This window comes from Massilia sp. YIM B02443, from assembly GCF_030411955.1.
Taxonomy (GTDB): Bacteria; Pseudomonadota; Gammaproteobacteria; order Burkholderiales; family Burkholderiaceae_D; genus Telluria.
Genome location: NZ_JASNRA010000017.1, coordinates 59,377 through 79,012, shown reverse-complemented (window position 1 = coordinate 79,012; position 19,636 = coordinate 59,377). Strand labels below are relative to the sequence as shown.

Here is a 19,636-nt window from a genome sequence, read left to right as displayed (position 1 = left end):
GTCATCCTTCAGGGCAGTGGCAGGTGTAAGGACGTGCGCACAGGCGCACGGAGCGGATGAGCGATTTCAAGGGTGTTCTCCAGAAGGATCAGATAAACGGACGACCAGGGTGTCGCTGGCGACATCCTGCAATAATTGATCGCTGCGGCTGCCGGCCAGCAGGCGCTTGAGGGCCGACTCTTCGTGCAGGCCGAACACGGCCAGGTCGATGTCGTGCTCGAGCACGTAGCGGGTGAGTTGCGAGGCCGGTTCGCCTTCGCCGATCACCGGCGTGACGTGGGCGCGCGCCGCATCCGGCAGCGCGCAGGCGGCCAGGAAGCGCGTGAACTCCGCGCGCGGTAGGGCATCATCGCCCAGCAGCTCGGCGCTGTCGTGGGCGTGGAAGAGCGTGATCGGGCAGCCCGGGAACAGGCGCACGGCCGTTGCCAGCGCCAGTTGCGCGGCTGGGGTGAAGTCGGTAGCCACCATGATGCGGCGGTACGGCCCGCGCACGCGCTGGCGCACCACCAGCAGCGGCTGCTGCAGCTTGTGGGCGAGTTTCTCGACCGTGGAGCCGAGCAGCAGGCCGCCCAGGCTGTCGTGGCTCGACGCGCCGGTGACCACGATCGCGCCCGGCAGCGCAGCGGCGGCGTCGAGGATGGCGCTGTCGACCGCGCCGCTGGCGAAGCGCGGGGTGACCTGCAGCATGCTGCCGGCGAACTCGCGCGCGAGCTCGGTGCGCGCGAGCTGTTCCTCGCGTTCGCGGCCGATGTCGCCGTCGAGCCAGCCGGTGACGTCGGCCGGCGCCTGCGGCGCATCGTGGACGGTCAGCACCGTCAAAGGGGAATGGAATTGGCCCGCCAGCTGCTTCGCGCGCTCGAGCGGCCGGTCGCAGCGGGCGCTCAGGTCCGTCGCAAGCAACAATCCGGGGGGCGTAGTTTGGCTGTGTTCGGACATGCGCCGCCTCGTGGAAAGTCTTCTCGGAGGCGACACTCTACCGTAGTTGACGACCTGACTACAACGCGTTTCTCCCGATTTTTGAAAATTGAGAGCAGGTAAATTTGGTGCGCTGCGGCGAAGCTGCGCCCTGCGCGGGGCCCGGGCGCGGCGTCAGGCGGTGATGTCGAGCGCCGGTGCGGCCTCGCCGTCGAGGCCATAGGCGCTGCGCACCTCGGCCGAGCGGGCCTCGGCCGGATCGGTCGCGGAGGCCTGCTCTTTCGCTGCCGTTTCCTCGGCCTGGCGCCGCTGTTTGGCGTCGTACACCGCGCGTTCCTGGTCGCTGACGGTCTTGTCCGAGTTGGTGTCGGCTTCTTCGATATAGTCGGTATCGGTGGTGGTCGACGCGGCCGTGGCGCCGCCGGCCGCCATCGGCGCCCCACCGCCACTCGCCGGCGCCGCAGCTTGCGTTTCTGCAGTGTCGGTCGCTTCGAGCGTTTCCGTGGTCTCGCCGCTGTCGGTCGCCGTTGCCGTGCTCTCGTCCACGGCGCGCTGCACGCGCGCGGCGTCGGCCTGTGCGCTCAGCTGGTCGCCCAGGCGCGCGGCGGCTGCCGATTCGTCGCTCAGGGTGGCGACTTGTGCGCCGCTGTCGGCCACCTCCTGGGTGACGGCTGCGGACGTGTCTTCGGCGCCGGCCGCCGTCTGGGTGCTGGTGACGGAGCGCGTCGCGTACGCCGCCTGGGTGGCGCTTGCGCCGCCGATACTGGTAACCATGTTCATACCTTGTTGAGCTGATCGTCTTTCATTAACGGCCTGGCATGAGCGCGCCAACAGGGCGGCAAATGTAAAGCCGGGTAAAGCAGCGTCAAGGCAGCGCCGATTGCCTGCTGCCGGGCTGCGCGCTACACTTCGATGGTTCGCTGTCAATACAGGCATCTTGAAGGTGACACCATGAAAGCGCTGTTCGCGGTCGTCCTGCTGCTGTGCCTCGGGTCCTGCGCCACGCCGCCCGGTGGCGCCGATCCCGGCTGGGTCGATGCCGACATCGAGCGCCTGATGGCGCGCGAAGGCGTGCAGGGACTGGCGCTGGCGCTGGTCGACGACGGCCGCGTGCTCAAGCAGGCCGCCTACGGCTGGCGCAACGCCGGGCGCCGCCTGCCGCTGCGCACCGACACCGTGATGTACGGCGCCTCGCTGACCAAGACCGTGTTCGCGCTGCCGGTGCTGCAGCTGGCGCAGGAAGGAAAGCTCGATCTCGACGCCCCGGTCGCGACGCTGCTGCCCAAGCCGCTGCCGGAATACGCGCTGGCGCGCGGCGATGGCCGCTTCGACTTCCGCCAGCTGGCCGGCGACGATCGCTGGCGCCTGCTCACGCCGCGCATCCTGCTCATCCACGCCGCCGGCTTCGCCAACTTCCGCTGGCTCGAACCGGACGGGCGGCTGCGCTTTCATTTCACGCCCGGCAGCCGCTACGCTTACTCGGCCGAGGGCTTCTATGTGCTGCAGCTGATCGTCGAAGAGGGCCTGGGGCTGGAGCTCGGGCGCGCGATGCAGGAGCGGGTGTTCGACCGCGTCGGCATGCCGGATACGGGCATGCAGTGGCGCCCCGATTTTGCCGCCAACCTGGCCGACGGCTATACGACCGAGGGCCGCATGGAGCCGCACGATGAGCGCGGCAGCCCGGTGGCGGCCGGCTCGATGGACACCAGCATCGCCGACCAGGCGCGCCTGTGGGCGGCGCTGCAGCGCGGCGCGGTGCTGGGCGCGGCGATGCGCGCCGAGATGCTGCGCGCGCAGCTGCCGATCCGCTCGGCCAGCCAGTTCCCCACGCTGGCAGTCGACACTGCGGCGCCGGTGCCCGGGCTGGCGGCGGGCCTGGGCATGGTCACCTTCCGCGACCGCAGCGGGCCGGCCTGGTTCAAGGGCGGCCACAACGACAGCACCGGCAATATGGTGATCTGCCTGGAGGCGCGCCGGCGCTGCCTGGTCATGCTGGCCAACGACGTGCGCGCCGAGCGCATCTTCCCCGACATCGCGCGCCTGGCGCTGGGCCCGAACGACATGCCGTGGCGGTGGGAATACGGATGGTACCGGCACGGATTGCCGCCCTGATAGCGCCCACGGTGCGGACTGATTTGATTGTCGTAGCGAATCAGGAGCATCTCTGGCGGCTGCGGCTGGTAGCATTAGCGTTCTTGCATCACGTTCGCGCAGTGTCGCACCATGACCAGACCAACTACCAGTCCACTCATCCCGGGCGGCGCCGCGCTGGGCTGCCTGCTGCTCGCCGGCGCCGCGCTGGCCGGTTGGTGGCTGCACCTGCCGCTGCTGATCGGGGCCGACAGCGGCCGTCCGCAGATGTATCCGGCCACCGCGCTCGGCTTCGTGTGCACCGCCGGCGCCTTGCTGCTGCAGTTGCGCACGCAGGGCGCCGCCTTGCACGCAGGCCGCGTGCTGGCGCTGGCGCTGCTCGTATTCAGCCTCGGCGCCGCACTGATGCGCGGCGCCGGCTGGGCGCCGCCGCCGCTGTCGCTCGGCATCGGCGCCAGCGCCAACGCGTGGAGCCTGCCGGCGCCGCTCACCGCCGGCCTGTTCGTGGTGCTCGGCGCCAGCCTGGTGCTGGTCGGGGCGCGCCGCAGCGTTGCCATCGCCCAGGCGCTGGCGGCCGGCTTGCTGCTGTTCGCCCTGCTCACCCTGGCCGGCTTCGCCGCCGAGGACACCGTGCTGTACCAGTTGCTGCCGGGACGCGGCACCTCGCTGCGCACCGCGCTCGGCTTCGTGCTGGCTTCCGTTGCGGTGCTGGCGCTGCGGCCCGAGCGCGGCCTGATGGTGGCGCTGGCCAGCGACAACCCGAGCAGCCGCACCCTGCGCCGCCTGCTCGGGCCCCTGGTGCTGACGCCGATCCTGCTCGGCATGGTCGCCACCTGGGCGGTGCGCACGGCCGATGCGGGCATCGATCTGACCACCATGATCTGGCTGTTCGTGTGGGGCTTGCTGGTGATCCTGATCGCCGTGGTGTGGCGCCTGGCCTACCAGCTGTACCGCCAGGACCTGACGCGCAGCCTGGCCGAGCGCGAGCGCAACGAGGCGCTGGCGGCATTGCGCCTGGCCGACGAGCGCAAGAACGAATTCCTGGCCATGCTGGCGCACGAGCTGCGCAATCCGCTGGCGCCGATCAGCACCGCGGCCGAGCTGCTCAAGAGCGTGTACGCGAGCGACCCAGCCCAGGTGCGCCGCACCAGCGAGATCATCGGGCGCCAGGTGAACCACATGGTGCACCTGGTGGACGACCTGCTGGACGTTTCGCGCGTCACGCGCGGCATCATCGAGCTCGAACGCCAGGCGGTCGACCTGCGCCAGACCGTGACCGCGGCGCTGGAACAGGCGCAGCCGCTGATGCAGATGAAGCGCCAGCGCCTGCGCACCGAGCTGCCGGAATCGAAGGTGCTGGTCGAGGGCGACCCCAAGCGCCTGATCCAGGTGCTGGCCAACCTGCTCGGCAACGCCGCCAAGTACACGCCGGAAGAGGGCAGCGTGCTGCTGGCGGTGCGCACCCATGCAGACCAGGCGCAGCTGGTGGTGCAGGACGACGGCATCGGCATCGCGCCCGAACTGCTGCCCGACGTGTTCGGCCTGTTCACCCAGGCGCGGCGCACGCCCGACCGCGCCGAGGGCGGCCTGGGGCTGGGGCTGGCGCTGGTCAAGAACCTGGTCGAGCTGCATGGGGGACGGGTGGAGGCGGCCAGCGACGGCCCGGGCCACGGCAGCACCTTCACGGTGACGCTGCCGCGGCTGACGGTGGAACCGCCGCCGCCGCCGCCACTGTCGCCGCTGCAGGCGCCGCCGGCGCTGCGCCGCGGCAGCGCCGACGACGTGCTGGTGGTCGACGACAACCAGGACGCCGCCGCCTCATTGGCGCTGCTGCTCGATGCCGAGGGCTACCGGGTGCAGGTCGAGCATGCGCCGGCGCCGGCCCTGCAGCGCGTGCTGGCGCAGCCGCCCGGCGCCTGCATCCTCGACATCGGCCTGCCCGACATGGACGGACGCGAACTGGCGCGCCGCATCCGCGCCGGATTGAAGCAAGAAACGCCGCTATTGATCGCGCTGACCGGCTACGGCAGCGACGCCGACCGCGCGCTGGCGCTGGACGCCGGGTTCGACCACTACCTGGTCAAGCCGGCCGACATGCGCCAGCTGGCGGCGCTGCTCGACGGCGTTCAGGCGTCGCCCGGATAGCGCAGGCCGATCTGGCGCCGGATGGTGTCCAACACGCCCATCAGGGCCAGGGTCTCGTCGAGCGGCATGTCCGGATGCTCGAGCATGCCGTCGCGCAGGCACTGGCCGGCGGCGATCGCCTCGTGGGTGTAGCCGTTGCCCAGCCATGGTGTTTCGATCGTGCGCGACGGCCCGTCCAGCACATCCACCGTGACCCGTTCGGCCATGTGGAACATGCGCTCCATGCGCACGCTGCCGCGCGTGCCCGACACCGTCAGTTCGCCCGGCGCCCGTGCGCGCAGCGAGCAGCTGCAGATCGACAGCGTGCCGCCGGCGTGCTTCATGGTGAAGGCGGTGGTGAGATCGACCCCGGTCTCCCCCATGATGGCCTGGGCCTGCACCGATTCGACCTTGCCCAGCAGGGCGCAGGCGATCGACAGCGGATAGATGCCCAGGTCGAGCAGCGCGCCGCCGCCCAGCGCCAGATTGTTGACGCGGTGTTCGGGGTCATGGGTGGCGGCGAAGCCGAAGTCGGCGTGCACCTGGGTCACGCTGCCGATCTCGCCGCTGGCGATGATGCGCTTGACTTCACTGAGCGCCGGCATGAAGCGGGTCCACATCGCCTCCATCAGGAACAGGTTCTTGGCGCGCGCCAGCGCCACCACTTCGCCGGCTTCGCGCCGGTTGAGGGCGAACGGCTTCTCGCACAGTACCGCCTTGCCGCCGCGTAGCGCCAGGATGGCGTTCTCGGCGTGCAGGGTGTGCGGGGTGGCGATGTAGATGATGTCGACGTCGTTCGCCTGCGCCAGCTCTTCGTACGAGCCGTAGGCGGCCGGCGCGCCGACATCGTCGGCAAAGGCTTGCGCGCTGGCCTGCGTGCGCGAGCCGACCGCCGCCAGCACCGCATCCGGCGTGTCGCGCAGGCCGGCCGCGAAGTCGCGCGCGATGCGGCCGGTGCCGAGGATGCCCCAGCGGATGGTACGGTTGTTCCCCATCGCGGCGCTCATGGCTGCACTCCCAGGTAATCCTTCACGCCGGCCACCGCCAGGGCGTGGTCGTCCGCCCCCGGCAGGCCCGAGACGGTGACGGTGCCGACCAGGCCCTGGCCGCGCACCACCACGGGGAAGGCGCCGCCGTGGGCCGCGTAGTCGCGCATGTCCAGGCCGGGCAGGGCGTCGTGGTCGCCGCCGCCCTGGCGCACTTCGTTGTGGGTGTAGAACGAGCTGTGGCCGGTGCGCTTGACCAGATTGTTCTTGCGCCGGATCCAGTCCAGGTGGTCGGGCGAGGCGCCCGGCATCGCTTGGGTGAACAGCACCGTCTCGCCCTGTTTGATCTGCACCGTCACGGTCTGGCGCTTGTTACGCGCGCGCTCGACGATCTTCGCGCCGATCGCATCGGCGATGGATTGGTCGAAGCGTTCAAATTGCAGCTGCTGCTCTTCGCGCGCCAGCAGGTCCAGCGCAACCAGGTCTTTGTCCATGGGGCGGGGCGTGAGGGTGGACAGCGCCGCCGTGACGTACACCAGCGGCGCGTTCCAGTTGATGGCGACCTCGTTGGCGGCGTAGCTGCAATCGTGGTCGATGTAAGAGAGCGCGGGGCGCGTACTTGGATACGGCGCCGGGCAATCCTTCTTGTCCTGCTGGCCCGGATTCGGCCCGCCCGCCAGCCAGCCCGGCACCGGCGCGGCGACGCCGTCGGCCATCGACGGCCGGTGGTGCGGATGCAGGAAGGGACGCGCGCCGATGCCGGTCACGAACGCGTAGCCGGTGGCGTTGCGGCCCAACACGTAGTCGAGGCCCGACTGCGCCGCCGCCAGGTAGTCCGGCTTGCGGTTGAGGCGATAGGCCTGCAGCAGCATCATGGCCTGGTTCAGGATCATGGCGTTGCTGCCCCAGACAAAGTCCTTGCTCGCCATCGGCACGCGGTAGCCGGCGTTGCGTGACGTCTCGGCGAGTTGCGCGGCCAGGCCGTCCAGGCGCGCCTCGATCCGGGCGCGGTCGAACGACGGCGCCAGGCGCTCGCGCGCCTGCGCTAATGAAATCCAGCCCAGCGCGCGTACATTGCCCCAGGATGGCGTCGTCAATGGCGCATCGTACTTGCGCAGGGCTTGGGAATACGCATCCTTGCCGGTGGCGATGAACAGTTCGGCGGCGGCCCAGAAGAATTCGTCGTCCAGTTGGTCGTCGCCATACTCGCCGGTCTTGACGTCGGCCGGATTCTTGAACACCGCCTTCGGATTGGCCTCGGCCCAGCGCCACGCGCCTTCGGCTGCCGCCAGCATGCGCGCCGCCATGCCGGGCCACTGTTTCTCGTACGGCGCCAGCACGCGGCCGGCGGCGGCCATGGTGGCGGCGAAGTCGAGCGCCGCCGCCGTGCTCTTGGCCACCACGTAGCGTGGCGTGCGGTTGGCCTCGTGCGGCATGACGGTGCCGTCGAAGCGCAGGTTGGTCAGCTTGTGGTACACGCCGCCGTCGTTCGGATCCTGCATGGTCAGCATCCACTCGAGATTCCACAGCGCCTCGTCGAGGATGTCAGGCACGCCGTTGCCGGATTCGGGAATGCCGACGTCGTGCTTGAAGGCGCCCGGATAGTGCTCGAACGCGGCCAGCAGGGTGTAGGTCGAGATGCCGGAATTGACCACGTATTTGTTGTAGTCGCCGGCGTCGTACCAGCCTTTGGGGCTGGCAATGACCGTGCCCTGTGGCCGCGCGCGCGAGGCGGCGGAAACGTGCACCAGCACCTTGTCGTCCGGGTGGCCGGCCGCACGCGCCCAGGCGCCGCCGTATCTGGCGTCGATGCCGATGCCGCTGCGGTTGAAGTAATATGCCTTGAGCGCGGCGTCGCCCAGCGCGCGGTAGGCGTCAGGCTTGATCGCGAACGGATCGGACAGCGCCAGACCGGCGACTTTCAAACGATAGGTGCCCGGCTGCGCCAGCGCGCTGAAGTCGGCCACGCGCACGGTTTCGCCGGACGGCTCCCAGCGTCCCGGCGCCCCGAGCGCGCCTTCGAACACGGTCTTGCCGTCGGCGCCGACCACCTCGAAGCGGGTGCCGCTGGCGCCCTGCGGCACCACGGCCAGCTTGTGCGCCTGCGGCAGAAAGCCGACCTGATTGAGCTTGATGGTGCTGCTTTGCGCGGCGGCCGTGCCGGCAGCGAGGAACAATAATGGAATCGACAGGCGCCTCATGCGGGGACCGCCTTGCCGTCGGCATCCTTGCCGGCATCCTGGTCCGGTTGCGGCGCGCTGCCATCGTCATGGTAGAACGGCGCGAACCAGGTCGCCAGGAACGAGGGAATGGTCGCCACCATCACCAGCACGAAGTAGCTGACGTAGCCCATCATCTCCTGCAGGTGGCCGCTGACCACGCCGGTGACCATGCCGCACAGGCCCATCAGGCCGGTGCCGAAGGCGTAGTGGGTGGTGGTGTACTTGCCGGGCGCCAGCTGCTGCATCAGGTAGATCATGAAGCCGACCGCGCCAAAGCCGAAGAAGAATTTTTCGACCGCGACGCCGAGCGTGATCAGCACCAGGCTCGATGGCATGGCGATGCTCATGATGAGGAAGGTGGCGTTCGGGATGTTGATCGCGCAGCACAGCACCAGCAGGGTCGACTTCAGCCCGCGCCTGGCGACATACCACCCGCCCAGCAGGGAGCCGAGCAGCACCGCCGCCAGTCCATAGGTGCCGTAGATCAGGCCCAGCATCTCGTTCGACAATCCGAGGCCGCCTTTCGAGGCCGGATCGACCATGAAGAACGGTCCGATCTTTTCCAGCAGCCCGACGCTGAAGCGGAACAGGAAGGCGAAGGCGATCATGCGCCACACGCCGCGCTTCTGGAACAGGGTGACGAAGGCGTCGAGCAGGATACGGCCGGCGTCCTTCACGTTCGACGGCGTATCGGCGGCGCGCGCGCCTTCCGGCATGAAGCGCCAGTGCCACAGCGCCATCAAGAGGGTCAATCCGCCGACCAGCAGGAAGATGATGCGCCAGGCGTCGATCCAGTCCGGCCCGAACACGGCCGGGTCATGGCCGAACACGGTGGTGTGCAGGTAACCGCTCAGGTAGACCATGCCGCCGGCGGCGACGATCGGACCGATGTTCCACGACAGGCTCTGGATGCCGCAGTACAGCGACTGCGAGCGCGCATCCAGCGAGGTGACGTACACGCCGTCGCTGGCGATGTCCTGCGTCGCGCCGATGAAGCTCAAGGCAAAGAAGATCGCCATCAGGAAGGCCATGTAGCCGGGCAGCTCCATCAAGAGCGCCACGCCCGCGAAGCCGGCGCCGATCAGGATCTGCGCCCACAGCACGAAGAACTTCTTGGTGCGGTACATCTCGACGAAGGGCGCGAACAGTGGCTTGACCGTGTAGGCCAGGATCAGGAGGCTCGAATACTGCGCCGCGCGGCCGTTGTCCATGCCCAGGTTCTTGAACATGATGGCGGTGACGCTGGTGAGCATCACGTAGCCGAGCGCCATCGTGAAGTAGCCGGTCGGCACCCACAGCAAAGGCGAAGCGGTTTTAGATGGACGCATTGGCCGCCTCCCGGGTCGAAGGCACGGCGTGCAGGCGCGCCGGATGGTCGGCCAAGTGGTCGGCAAGTAAGCGCGAAGCGCCCTGCAGCGCCGGATAGGAGGCCGTGATCAGGAAGGTCGGGATGCGCGCCGTGAAGCCGCTCAGGCGCCCTTTGCGCTCGAAGCGCTCGCGAAACGGGGACGACGCGAAATAGTCGCCCAGGCGCGGCACCACGCCGCCGCCGATATAGATGCCGCCCTGCGCGCCGAGGGTGACGGCGAGGTTGGCGGCGACGGTGCCGAGCATGCCGCAGAAGACGTCGACCGCTTGCTTGCACAGGGCGTCGCCGCCTTCGAGCCCGCGCGCGACCACGTCGGACGGCGCCAGCGCACTGGCGAGCGCGATGCCGGCGCGATCCGCCAGCGCTTCGTGGATCAGCGCCAGGCCGGGACCGGAGACGAAGCGTTCGGCCGAGACGTGGTCGAAGCGCTGCCAGGCGAAGCGCAGCACGTCGGCCTCGCGTTCGTCGAGCGGAGAAAAGGCGACGTGGCCGCCTTCGCTGTGCAGCGGGATCCAGCGCCCGTTGCTCGGCACCAGGCCCGAGACGCCGAGGCCGGTGCCGGCCCCGACCAGGCCGATCGCGCAGCCGGCCCTGGCGGCGCCGCCGCCTACCCGCACCAGATCGGCGTCCTGCAATGCCGGCAGCGACATCGCCAATGCGGTGAAGTCGTTCACCACCAGCAGCGTGTCCAGGCCCAGCGCGTAGCGCGCCGCTTCGATCGAGAACGCCCAGTGGTGGTTGGTCATCTTGATCTCGTCGCCGTCGACCGGATTGGCGATCGCGATCGCCGCATGGCGCACCTGCCCGCCGCAACCGGCCACGCTGGCGCCCAGGTAGGCGCGCACGGCGTCCTCGAAGCGCGGATGGTCGGCGCAGGCCAGGGTCTGCACCGCCTCGATGGAACCTGGCGCCGTCTCCAGCGCGAAGCGCGCATTGGTGCCGCCGATGTCGGCCAGCAGGCGCGGGCCGCCGGGGTGGGGGGTATTCGCTTGCATTGTCTCCTCGATTCTTCTTTTCTACTGGCGGTGCTGCGATCAGGCGGTGGCGCGCGCCGCGATGAATTCGCGGTACCACAGCGCGCTGTCCTTCAGCGTGCGCTGCTGGGTCGCATAGTCCACGTGCACGATGCCGAAGCGCTTGGCGTAGCCCGAGTTCCACTCGAAGTTGTCCAGCAGGCTCCAGAGGAAGTAGCCCTGCACGTTCACGCCCGCGTCCATCGCTTCTTTCAGCGCCGCCAGGTGGCTGCGCACGTAGGCGATGCGCTCCGGGTCGTGCACCTGCCCGCCCTCGATGGTGTCGGCATTGGCCATGCCGTTTTCGGTAATGTACACCGGCGGCAGGTCGGGATACTCGGCTTTGAGTTTCAGCAGCAGCTCGGGCAAGCCTTCCGGGAAAATCTCCCAGCCCATGTCGGTGACGCCGTGGCGCGCCGGCGCCGGCACTGGCGGCACGGCGGCGCTGCACCACGAGCGGAAGTAGTAGTTACAGCCGAGGAAATCGATCTTCTGCTGGATGATGGCGAAGTCGCCGTCATGAACGACGGGCGCATTGTCGCCGTGGCCGCGCAGCGCCAGTTCCGGGTAATGGCCCTTGAAGATCGGATCCATGAACCACTGCACCGAGCGCGCGTACTCGAATTCGGCCATGTCGCGGTCTGCCTGCGAATCGGTGGCGGCATCTGCCGTCCATTGATTCAGAACGATCCCGAGCTTGGCGCTGCTGCCGACTTCGCGCATTGCCGTCATGGCCAGGCCGTGCGACAGCAGCAGGTGGTGCGACACCTGGATCGACTGCTTCAGGTCGCGCACGCCGGGCGCGAATTGCGCATTGCCGTAGCCGAGATTGGCCGTGCACCACGGTTCGTTGTGGGTGGCGATCGCCTCGACCCGGTCGCCGAAGCGGCGCGCCACTTCGCGTGCGTAGTCGGCGAAGCGGTAGGCGGTGTCGCGATTGAGCCAGCCGCCGTCGTCCTGCAGGCCTTGCGGCAGGTCCCAGTGGTACAGCGTGATGTGGGCGCGGATGTTCTTTTCCGCCAGGGCGTCGAGCAGGCGGCTGTAGAAATCGAAGCCGGCTTCGTTCCAGGCGCCCTTGCCGTCGGGCTGCACGCGCGCCCAGGCCATCGAGAAGCGATAGGCGTCCACGCCCAGCGATGCCATCAGCGCCACGTCTTCGCGGTAGCGGTGGTAATGGTCGCAGGCGACGGTGCCGTCGCTGCCGTCCTTGATGTTGGCCTTGTCCAGGCAGAAGGTGTCCCAGATCGAGGGACCCTTGCCGTCGGCGTCCCAGGCGCCTTCGATCTGGAAGGAACTGGTGGCGACGCCCCAGGTGAAGTCATGCGGGAAATCGTTCTGGAAATCGAATTGGGCGCTCTTGGTCATGGGACTCTCTAGATGTGCTTACGCGTTGCGGGTAGGGCTTGGTGCAAAAAACGGCAGGCCGCTTGCGCGGACCTGCCGTGGTTCGGTCGATCAGAAATCGAAACCGGTGTTGATGCCGACCGTGCGCGGCGGCTTGTACTGCGCCAGCCACGGACCGAAGCCGTTGAAGGCGCTGGTCTTGATCTTCTTGTCGCTCACGTTGCGGACAAACGCGTCGACCCACCATTTGTCCTTTGCGTAGCGCAGGCCGAGGTCGGCGCTGGCGTAGGCTTTCTGGCGGTCTTCCGGACCCAGGTCGAACACGCTCAGGCGCACTTCATCCTCGTAGCGCGCGGTGATGCGCGGGACCAGCGTCGAGCCGTCGCCCAGGCGGAAGGTGTGCTGGTACTGCACCGTGGTCGAGAACTTCGGCGCGTGCGGCAGCTTGTGGCCGCTGACGTCGAGGCAGGTCTCGATGCGGGTGTCGACCGTGCATGGCGGCAGCGCGTAGTCGTTCGAGCCGGCGATCAGGTGGCCGAGCTTGGTGTCCAGCACCGCCAGCGCGACCGACAGGCGGCCGTCGCCGATGCGCGCGGCGATCTCGGTTTCCAGGCCGTAGACTTCGGCGCCGTCCGCGTTCTCGATGGCCAGGCCACGGCTGCCGTCCGGGAAGCTGACCGGCGAATTGAACTGGAAGTCCTTGAAGTCCATGTAGAACAGCGCGTTGTTGATGCGCAGGCCGCCGTTCAGGAAGGTGCTCTTCGAGCCGATCTCGTAGTTGGTGAGGGTTTCCGGCTTGTACGGCAGGCCGCGATCCTGCACGCCGCCCGACTTGTAGCCGGTCGAGACGCTGGCATAGACCATGTTGTTGCGGTCGATGTCGTAGTTCAGGCGCACCAGGCCGGTGGCCTTGTTGTCGCTGTAGCGGCCGTCGTTGGGCACGCCCGCGACGTAGCCGTTGGCCGGGTCGAGCGGGTCGATCTGCGGATTGAGCGGCAGCTGCGGCGCGGCCGGGTCGTAGCCCCAGGTGTAGCCGCGGCCACCGGTGTGCACGCGCTTGTCGTGGGTGTAGCGCACGCCGCCGGTCAGGTGCCACTGGTCGGTGATGTTCCACGTGGCCTGGCCGAACACGGCGCTGGTGTCCACGGTCTGCTTCGGCTGGATGAACGAACCCTGCCAGGCCACGGTGCCGTCTTCGGTGCCGTTCATGCCGCCGATGTCGAAGCGGATGTCGTTCTTCTCGTTGCCGTAATAGGCGCCGACCTGCCAGTCGACGGTACGGGTGCCGACCGATTGCAGCAGCAGCTCGTGGCTGTGGCTCTTGTAGTTGGAGTCGACCGTGGTGTGTTCCTGGAACTTGCCGCCCGAGATGATCGAGGTCGGCACGATGGTGCCGCCGTCCTGGTCGAAGCGCATGTCGCCGCTGAACTTGGACCAGCCGGCCACGTACTGCAGCGCCAGGTCGGGGCTGATGTCCCAGCTCAGGCGGCTGCGCACGTTATGGCTGTCGCGGTTGACCCAGGGCGAGGTGTCCGACAGGGTCGACCAGTGTTTTTCGCCCGGACGCGGGGTTTGCATCAGGTTGGCGCTCGGGGTACCACGGTCAATAAATTTCTCGTAGGCGATGTTCCAGCGCACGTTCGGCGCCAGTTGCCACAGCAGCGACAGGCGCGCCGCGCTCTGGTCCTGGGCGCTGTACTTGTCGCCGCCCGAGACGAAGTTGTTCGGGTTGATCGGGCGGAACGCGGCCGGGTCGCCGCCGGCGGCAAGATACGCCGCGCGCTGCGAGTCGACCGACGGGTTCTGGAATTTCTGGTAGTCGACGTAGCCGTCATGGCGCTCGTGCACCACGGCGAAACGCAGCGCCGCGTTATCCGACAGCGGCACGTTGACCGCGCCGCGCGCGCCCAGGCGGTTGTAGTCGCCGATGCCGCCTTCGATGTAGCCCGAGCGGCTGCCCAGTTCCGGCTTGACGGTCTGGATGTTGACCGCGCCGACGGTGGAGTTGCGGCCCCACAGCGTGCCTTGCGGGCCGCGCAGCACCTCGATGCCCTCGACGTCGAACATCAGGGCGGTGGCGCCTTCGGCGCGCGGCGAGTACACGTTGTCGACGAACGAGGCGACTTCGGGATCGGCGTATTCGGTCTTGGCGCTGTCGTTGCCGATGCCGCGCAGGGTCATGGTGGTGACGCCGTGGTCGCCCTGGGCGGTGGCCTGGAAGCCCGGCACCAGCGCCACCACGTCGAGCATGGTCTGCACGTGGTTGTCGGCCAGGGTGGCGGCGTTCAGGGCGGTGACCGCGATCGGGGTCTTTTGCAGCGAGGTCGAGCGCTTGGTGGCGGTGACCACCACCTCGGCGATGTTGGCGTTGGCGTTGGCGTTCGCCGCCGGGTTGATCACGGTGGTGGGGCTGTTGACGGCGGCGGCCGGCGAGGCCGGGTCGGATGCCGACTGGGCCTGGGCGCCGGCGGCGATGCCGGCCAGCAGGGCCAGGACGGCAAGGTGGATAGGCGCGTGGCGGCGAGCGCCGAGGGGTGCAGCGTTTGTCATGCTTGTCTCCGATATTGTTGATTTATTTGATATTGCGAGCGCTAACAATACATCCGGCAAGAAATCGTTTTCAGAATTCTTGAAAACGGTTTCATAGTAAAATCACCCGTAAAAAAATGTCAAATAGAATCGTTTAAAACTAAAAAATAGTTTGTTGCAGATCAACGACGCTGTTTTTATGAAACGCTTTCATAAACCTTCGACGCCTATCCACGGCGGGTTGAAGCCCTGAAAACGCGTGATATACTTCAAGCAACAAACTGCCTTGAACCTGTCCAGGACGTCCGCCGGATCCATGAAAAACGAGAGCAGTACCACCACCCTGTACCAGGTCGCCAGCGCGGCCGGGGTATCGCCGGCCACGGTGTCGCGCTTCCTGAACGGCACCGCCAAGGTGTCCGACGACAAGCGGCGCGCCATCGAACGCGTCATCGACGAGCTCAACTACAAACCGAACCTGCTGGCGCAAAGCCTCAAGATGGGCAGCACGCGCACCATCGGCGTCCTGACCCAGTCGCTCGAGAGCGGCTACTTCAACCGTGCCATGGTCGGCATCGAGGATGCGGTCAAGACCGCCGGCTATGCGCTGCTGATCATGAGCGGCCACTGGCATGCGGACGAAGAGGCGGAGCGGGTCGAGCTGCTGATCGGGCGCCGCGTCGACGGCGTCGCCATCCTCACCGGCAATATGAGCGACCAGCAGATCCTGGACTTCTCGCGCCGGGTGCCGATCGTCGCCTTCGGGCGCGAAGTGCAGGGCGAGCGCACCCAGGGCTTTTGCCTGGACAATTACCGTGGCGCCTGCGAGGCGATGGAATACCTGATCGCCCAGGGCCACCGCCGCATTGCCCACATCAGCGGTCCGGTCGACCACCGCGACGCGCGTGCGCGCCTGGCCGGCTACCACGACACCCTGGCCAAGCACGGCATTGCGATCGACGAGCGGCTGGTGGTGGCGGGCGAGTTCGACGAATCGAGCGGCCTGCTGGCGGTGAATGCGCTGCTGCAGGCCAACCTGCGCTTTTCCGCCATCTTTGCGGCCAACGACCTGAGCGCCTACGGTGCCCGCCTGGCGCTGTACCGGCGCAATATCCGAGTGCCGGAAGACGTTTCGCTGGTCGGCTTCGACGACCTGCACAGCTCGATGTACACGACGCCGCCCCTGACCACGGTGCGCCAGCCGCTGTACGAGGTCGGCATCGGTGTGGGACGCAGGATGCTGGCAATGCTGGGTCATGAAGCGGCGCCGGAACAGGTGCCGGACCTGAGCCTGGTGGTGCGCGAGTCGGTGCGGCTGGTCTGACGGCGCTGCGCCGGCGGTGGCCGGCAAATCCACACATTTACAACTTGTCACAAATATCGCTTGCAATTAAATAGCGCGCTAGTTAATATGCTTTCCATGGCAGCGCCGAACGACAAGCAAGGGGTCGGCGGGCCAAGGCAAGGCGCTCAAATACATAGCGCGCTACTTAATATCGTTTTATATATCACCGAAACATTACAAGGAGTCTCATCATGGCAATCGAACAAGTGCTCTACCGCGCCAACGCCAAAGCCACCGGTGGCCGCGAAGGCCGCGCCGTCTCGTTGGATGGCGCACTGGACGTCAAGCTGACCACCCCGAAGGAACTGGGCGGCGCCGGCCAGGCCGGCACCAATCCGGAACAGCTGTTCGCGGCCGGTTATTCGGCCTGCTTCCTGGGCGCCATGAAGTTCGTCGCGGCGCGCGACAAGCTGAAGATCTCGCCGGACGTGTCGGTCGAAGGCACGGTGGGCATCGGCCCGATCCCGACCGGCTTCGGCATCGAAGTGCAACTGAAGATCAGCCTGCCGGGCGTGCCGGCCGACGAAGCGCAGACCCTGGTCGACCGCGCTCACATCGTCTGCCCGTACTCGAACGCGACCCGCGGCAATATCGACGTCACGCTGCAACTGGTGTAAGGCAGGGCTTCCCGGGAACCGGGGAGTCATGCGAGGGCCCGCTCACGCGGGCTAAAAAAGGCCAAATAAGTAGCGTGCGATTTAATCGTGTTACTAGTTCTGGCAAAGAATGATTCGTTTATGCAATGCCGGCGCGGATGGCGCTGCTACCGTCACTGACGGCCCCATGCCGCTGATTCAATTCCACATATAAGAAAGGAAGTCCACCATGAACACCCTGAACAAAGCCCTCGTTGCAGCCACCCTTGCCATCGGCGCCGGCGCCGCCTGCGCCGCTCCCGGCGTCGAAAGCCATACCCAGGCATTCCTCGACGCCCTGAACGGCAGCGGTGGCAAGCCGCTCGAGCAATTGTCTCCGGCCGATGCCCGCGCCGTGCTGGAAGGCGCCCAGAAGAGCGTGCAGGTGAACCTGCCGGCGGCGGAGGTCTCGGACAAGGTGATCACGGTGGACGGCAAGCAGATCAAGCTGAAGATCGTGCGCCCGGCCGGGGTCAAGGGCGAACTGCCGGCCTTCATGTTCATCCACGGCGGCGGCTGGGTGCTGGGCGACTACCCGACCCACGAACGCCTGGTGCGCGACCTGGTCGCCAGCTCTGGCGCGGTGGCGGTGTTCGTCGACTATTCGCGCTCGCCGGAAGCGGGCTATGGCGTGGCGATCAACGAGATCTACGCCGCCACCAGGTGGATTGCCCAGAACGGCAAGAGCTTGCAGATCGACGGCAGCCGCCTGGCGGTGGCCGGCAACAGCGTGGGCGGCAATATGTCGGCGGTGCTGGCCCTGATGGCCAAGGACAAGGGCGGACCGAAACTGCGCTACCAGCTCCTGATGTGGCCGGTGACCGACGCCAACTTCGAGACTGCATCCTATCAACAGTATGCGCAAGGCCACTTCCTGACCACGAACATGATGAAATGGTTCTGGGACAGCTACACCACCGACGCCGCCAAGCGCAAGGAAATCTATGCGGCGCCGCTGCAGGCCAGCCTCGGCCAGCTGAAAGGCTTGCCGCCGGCACTGATCCAGACCGCCGAGTTCGACGTGCTGCGCGACGAAGGCGAAGCCTACGGCCGCAAGCTGGACCAGGCCGGCGTGGACGTCACCGTGACGCGCTACAACGGCATGATCCACGACTTCGGCCTGCTCAACCCGCTGGCCAAGGTGCCGGCGGTGCGTTCGCAGGTGCTGCAGGCCGGGACCGAACTGAAAAAGCATCTGGCCAAATAAAGGCAGGATGGAATCAGCTGTAGAAAGCCGCCGCGAGGCGGCTTTTTTTATGCGCGGCGATATTCGTGGCATGGATTCCCATTTATCCATGCCTGTAACAAAATTTAACAATAAGGCGAACTCGGCTTAATTGACGAGATATGTTGTTTCGGTATTTCAGTTATGCGGCTGAGAATAGGCGAGCAGATTCTTTATTTACTTAATTGGAAATATTTTTTGTCATCTTCAGGTGCGATTTGAGCGGAATCTGACGCGGCGCAACAAACTTTGCACATCCGGATATTCCCGCCAGCTCAGCAGTAAGTCAGTGCAAATTCCTGCAATCTCCGGCTTCTCCATTCACGAAAACTACATTTTCGCCAAATACAGATGCATGTGCGTAAATGAAGTTGTCATCCTTGCGTCAGCGCAATACAACGCTTCGAAATATTTTTCCACCTGGAAAACTCAAATCGCGATCAGGTGTTTAGAATTGCCTCCCATCAGCTTCCTGACGTCAATATTTAAACCGTCCGGTCTGTCGAAGCATCTGGCAACTCCTTCATATCTCAACAAATATTTAACAATTCGGCGATTTAATGCAAACCGTTTCCGTTCCAAACACCGTTTCTGCACCACGTGGCTTGTCGGCTGTTCGCGTCCAGGCCCAGCAGTTCTCGCTGCCGGTCCTGTTCGCCCTGTTCGGCCTGATCATGGGCTCGTGGGCCGGTCGCATCCCGGCCCTGGCCGCCGGCGTCAACGTGTCGCACTCGGCCCTGTCGATGGTCCTGCTGTGCGGCGGCCTGGGCGCCGTCGTGTCGTACCCGATCTCGTCGTTCCTGATGTCGCGCTTCGGCGCCCGCAAGACTCTCCTGATCTCGGGCATGGCGCTGCTGGCCGTGCTGGTCTCGATCGGCATGGCGCCGAACGTGTCGCGCCTGATGATGGCCGTGCTGATGCTGGGCATCACCGCCAGCACCTTCGACGTCGCCATGAACTCGGCCGCAACCCGTCGTGAAAAGCAGAGCGGCAAGTCGGAAATGTCGCGCCTGCACGGCCTGGCTTGCGCCGGCGGCCTGATCGGCGCCACCCTGGGCAGCTTCATGGCCAGCAACAAGATTGCTCCGGCACAGCACTTCCTGATGCTGGTCGGTCCACTGGCCGCGATCCTGTGGATGGGCGTCACCATGCTCGAAGCCGATGGCGGCGGCGAGAAAGTCGCGAAGAAGGCGTTCGTGCTGCCGCGCGGTCCGCTGGTCCTGCTGGGTCTGCTGGGCTTCCTGGGTTCGATGGCCGAAGGCAGCATCGCCGACTGGAGCGGCCTGTTCCTGAAAGAACACTTCGGCGCATCGGACGGCCTGGCGCCGCTGGCACTGTCGTCGTTCTCGGTGATGATGCTGATGTCGCGCATGGTCGGCGACAAGCTGAAGGAACGCTTCGGCGCCCAGCGCCTGGTGACCCTGGGCGCGCTGGTTGCAGCCTGCGGCCTGATGTTCGCGGTCCTGTCGCCGAACGCCTACTTCGCCCTGGGCGGCTTCGCCATCGCCGGCGTCGGCCTGGCCCTGCTGTTCCCGTTCGTGTTCAGCGCCGCCGGCGCCCAGGGCCCGACCGCCCTGGCAGCCGTCGCCAGCATGGCCTACAGCGGCAGCCTGATGGGCCCGCCGGCAATCGGCGCCGTCGCCCACTTCGTCGGCATGCAGGCAGCCATCGCCTACGTCGGTGGCCTGGCACTGGTCATCGCACTGGTTGCCTGCCGCACCCGCCTGCTCAAATAATTGGCAGCGGCCCTGGTGGCCGCAACCGAGGCCTCGACGCAGACGCTTCCGCAAGGGGCGTCTGCGTTGTCGTTTACGATGTGAAAACAGGCAAAAAAATGC

At 66.7% G+C, this 19,636-nt stretch carries 14 protein-coding genes; 6 read left to right on the top strand and 8 right to left on the bottom strand.

From position 1 onward, the window contains the following. Positions 1–66: 66 nt before the first annotated feature. The gene (locus QPK27_RS17650; RefSeq protein ID WP_290419557.1) at positions 67–936 is read right to left on the bottom strand and encodes a universal stress protein; all 870 of its coding nucleotides are present in this window, start codon (positions 934–936) and stop codon (positions 67–69) included. Positions 937–1,089: 153 nt separating this feature from the next. After that, positions 1,090–1,689 (bottom strand): hypothetical protein, encoded by a 600-nt coding sequence (locus tag QPK27_RS17645; RefSeq protein WP_290419556.1) that lies wholly within the window; start codon positions 1,687–1,689, stop codon positions 1,090–1,092. 177 nt (positions 1,690–1,866) lie between these two features. Between QPK27_RS17645 and QPK27_RS17640 the strand changes: the two genes are divergently transcribed. Both QPK27_RS17640 and QPK27_RS17635 read left to right on the top strand, forming a co-directional pair. Beyond that, the gene (locus QPK27_RS17640; protein WP_290419555.1) at positions 1,867–3,027 is read left to right on the top strand and encodes a serine hydrolase; all 1,161 of its coding nucleotides are present in this window, start codon (positions 1,867–1,869) and stop codon (positions 3,025–3,027) included. 111 nt (positions 3,028–3,138) lie between these two features. Beyond that, a complete protein-coding gene (locus tag QPK27_RS17635) occupies positions 3,139–5,151 on the top strand; it encodes a hybrid sensor histidine kinase/response regulator (RefSeq protein WP_290419554.1) in 2,013 nt (670 codons plus the stop codon). Here QPK27_RS17635 and QPK27_RS17630 read toward each other — a convergent pair. The 6 genes from QPK27_RS17630 to QPK27_RS17605 form a co-directional block, all read right to left on the bottom strand. Then, positions 5,133–6,137: a Gfo/Idh/MocA family protein gene (locus tag QPK27_RS17630; RefSeq protein ID WP_290419553.1), complete on the bottom strand. Its 1,005-nt coding sequence runs from the start codon at positions 6,135–6,137 to the stop codon at positions 5,133–5,135. The genes QPK27_RS17635 and QPK27_RS17630 overlap by 19 nt on opposite strands. Then, the gene (locus QPK27_RS17625) at positions 6,134–8,317 is read right to left on the bottom strand and encodes a heme-degrading domain-containing protein (protein ID WP_290419552.1); all 2,184 of its coding nucleotides are present in this window, start codon (positions 8,315–8,317) and stop codon (positions 6,134–6,136) included. The genes QPK27_RS17630 and QPK27_RS17625 overlap by 4 nt, the downstream gene beginning before the upstream one ends. After that, positions 8,314–9,666 (bottom strand): MFS transporter, encoded by a 1,353-nt coding sequence (locus QPK27_RS17620; RefSeq protein WP_290419551.1) that lies wholly within the window; start codon positions 9,664–9,666, stop codon positions 8,314–8,316. Before QPK27_RS17620 ends, QPK27_RS17625 begins: the two co-directional genes overlap by 4 nt. Further along, a complete protein-coding gene (locus QPK27_RS17615; RefSeq protein ID WP_290419550.1) occupies positions 9,653–10,702 on the bottom strand; it encodes a glucokinase in 1,050 nt (349 codons plus the stop codon). The genes QPK27_RS17620 and QPK27_RS17615 overlap by 14 nt, the downstream gene beginning before the upstream one ends. A 39-nt stretch (positions 10,703–10,741) precedes the next feature. Continuing rightward, a complete protein-coding gene (locus QPK27_RS17610) occupies positions 10,742–12,085 on the bottom strand; it encodes a GH1 family beta-glucosidase (protein WP_290419549.1) in 1,344 nt (447 codons plus the stop codon). A gap of 90 nt (positions 12,086–12,175) precedes the next feature. Continuing rightward, complete coding sequence (locus tag QPK27_RS17605) at positions 12,176–14,614, bottom strand: TonB-dependent receptor (protein WP_290419548.1); 2,439 nt, start codon at positions 14,612–14,614, stop codon at positions 12,176–12,178. A 295-nt stretch (positions 14,615–14,909) separates the two neighbouring features. On the opposite strand from QPK27_RS17605, the gene QPK27_RS17600 reads away from it, so the two are divergent. From QPK27_RS17600 to QPK27_RS17585, 4 genes are all read left to right on the top strand, one after another. Then, positions 14,910–15,917 carry a LacI family DNA-binding transcriptional regulator gene (locus QPK27_RS17600; protein WP_290419547.1) on the top strand — a complete coding sequence of 336 codons (1,008 nt, stop codon included), beginning with the start codon at positions 14,910–14,912 and terminating at the stop codon, positions 15,915–15,917. A gap of 212 nt (positions 15,918–16,129) precedes the next feature. Then, complete coding sequence (locus tag QPK27_RS17595) at positions 16,130–16,555, top strand: organic hydroperoxide resistance protein (protein ID WP_290419546.1); 426 nt, start codon at positions 16,130–16,132, stop codon at positions 16,553–16,555. Positions 16,556–16,763: 208 nt separating this feature from the next. Continuing rightward, the gene (locus QPK27_RS17590) at positions 16,764–17,780 is read left to right on the top strand and encodes an alpha/beta hydrolase (RefSeq protein ID WP_290419545.1); all 1,017 of its coding nucleotides are present in this window, start codon (positions 16,764–16,766) and stop codon (positions 17,778–17,780) included. 623 nt (positions 17,781–18,403) lie between these two features. Beyond that, a complete protein-coding gene (locus tag QPK27_RS17585; RefSeq protein WP_290419544.1) occupies positions 18,404–19,534 on the top strand; it encodes an MFS transporter in 1,131 nt (376 codons plus the stop codon). Positions 19,535–19,636 lie beyond the last annotated feature (102 nt).

What these genes read in the sequence shown, in the direction of transcription:
- QPK27_RS17650 (WP_290419557.1), bottom strand. Translation starts at nt 936, where the DNA reads ATGTCCGAACACAGCCAAACTACGCCCCCCGGATTGTTGCTTGCGACG.
- QPK27_RS17645 (WP_290419556.1), bottom strand. Translation starts at nt 1,689, where the DNA reads ATGGTTACCAGTATCGGCGGCGCAAGCGCCACCCAGGCGGCGTACGCG.
- QPK27_RS17640 (WP_290419555.1), top strand. Translation starts at nt 1,867, where the DNA reads ATGAAAGCGCTGTTCGCGGTCGTCCTGCTGCTGTGCCTCGGGTCCTGC.
- QPK27_RS17635 (WP_290419554.1), top strand. Translation starts at nt 3,139, where the DNA reads ATGACCAGACCAACTACCAGTCCACTCATCCCGGGCGGCGCCGCGCTG.
- QPK27_RS17630 (WP_290419553.1), bottom strand. Translation starts at nt 6,137, where the DNA reads ATGAGCGCCGCGATGGGGAACAACCGTACCATCCGCTGGGGCATCCTC.
- QPK27_RS17625 (WP_290419552.1), bottom strand. Translation starts at nt 8,317, where the DNA reads ATGAGGCGCCTGTCGATTCCATTATTGTTCCTCGCTGCCGGCACGGCC.
- QPK27_RS17620 (WP_290419551.1), bottom strand. Translation starts at nt 9,666, where the DNA reads ATGCGTCCATCTAAAACCGCTTCGCCTTTGCTGTGGGTGCCGACCGGC.
- QPK27_RS17615 (WP_290419550.1), bottom strand. Translation starts at nt 10,702, where the DNA reads ATGCAAGCGAATACCCCCCACCCCGGCGGCCCGCGCCTGCTGGCCGAC.
- QPK27_RS17610 (WP_290419549.1), bottom strand. Translation starts at nt 12,085, where the DNA reads ATGACCAAGAGCGCCCAATTCGATTTCCAGAACGATTTCCCGCATGAC.
- QPK27_RS17605 (WP_290419548.1), bottom strand. Translation starts at nt 14,614, where the DNA reads ATGACAAACGCTGCACCCCTCGGCGCTCGCCGCCACGCGCCTATCCAC.
- QPK27_RS17600 (WP_290419547.1), top strand. Translation starts at nt 14,910, where the DNA reads ATGAAAAACGAGAGCAGTACCACCACCCTGTACCAGGTCGCCAGCGCG.
- QPK27_RS17595 (WP_290419546.1), top strand. Translation starts at nt 16,130, where the DNA reads ATGGCAATCGAACAAGTGCTCTACCGCGCCAACGCCAAAGCCACCGGT.
- QPK27_RS17590 (WP_290419545.1), top strand. Translation starts at nt 16,764, where the DNA reads ATGAACACCCTGAACAAAGCCCTCGTTGCAGCCACCCTTGCCATCGGC.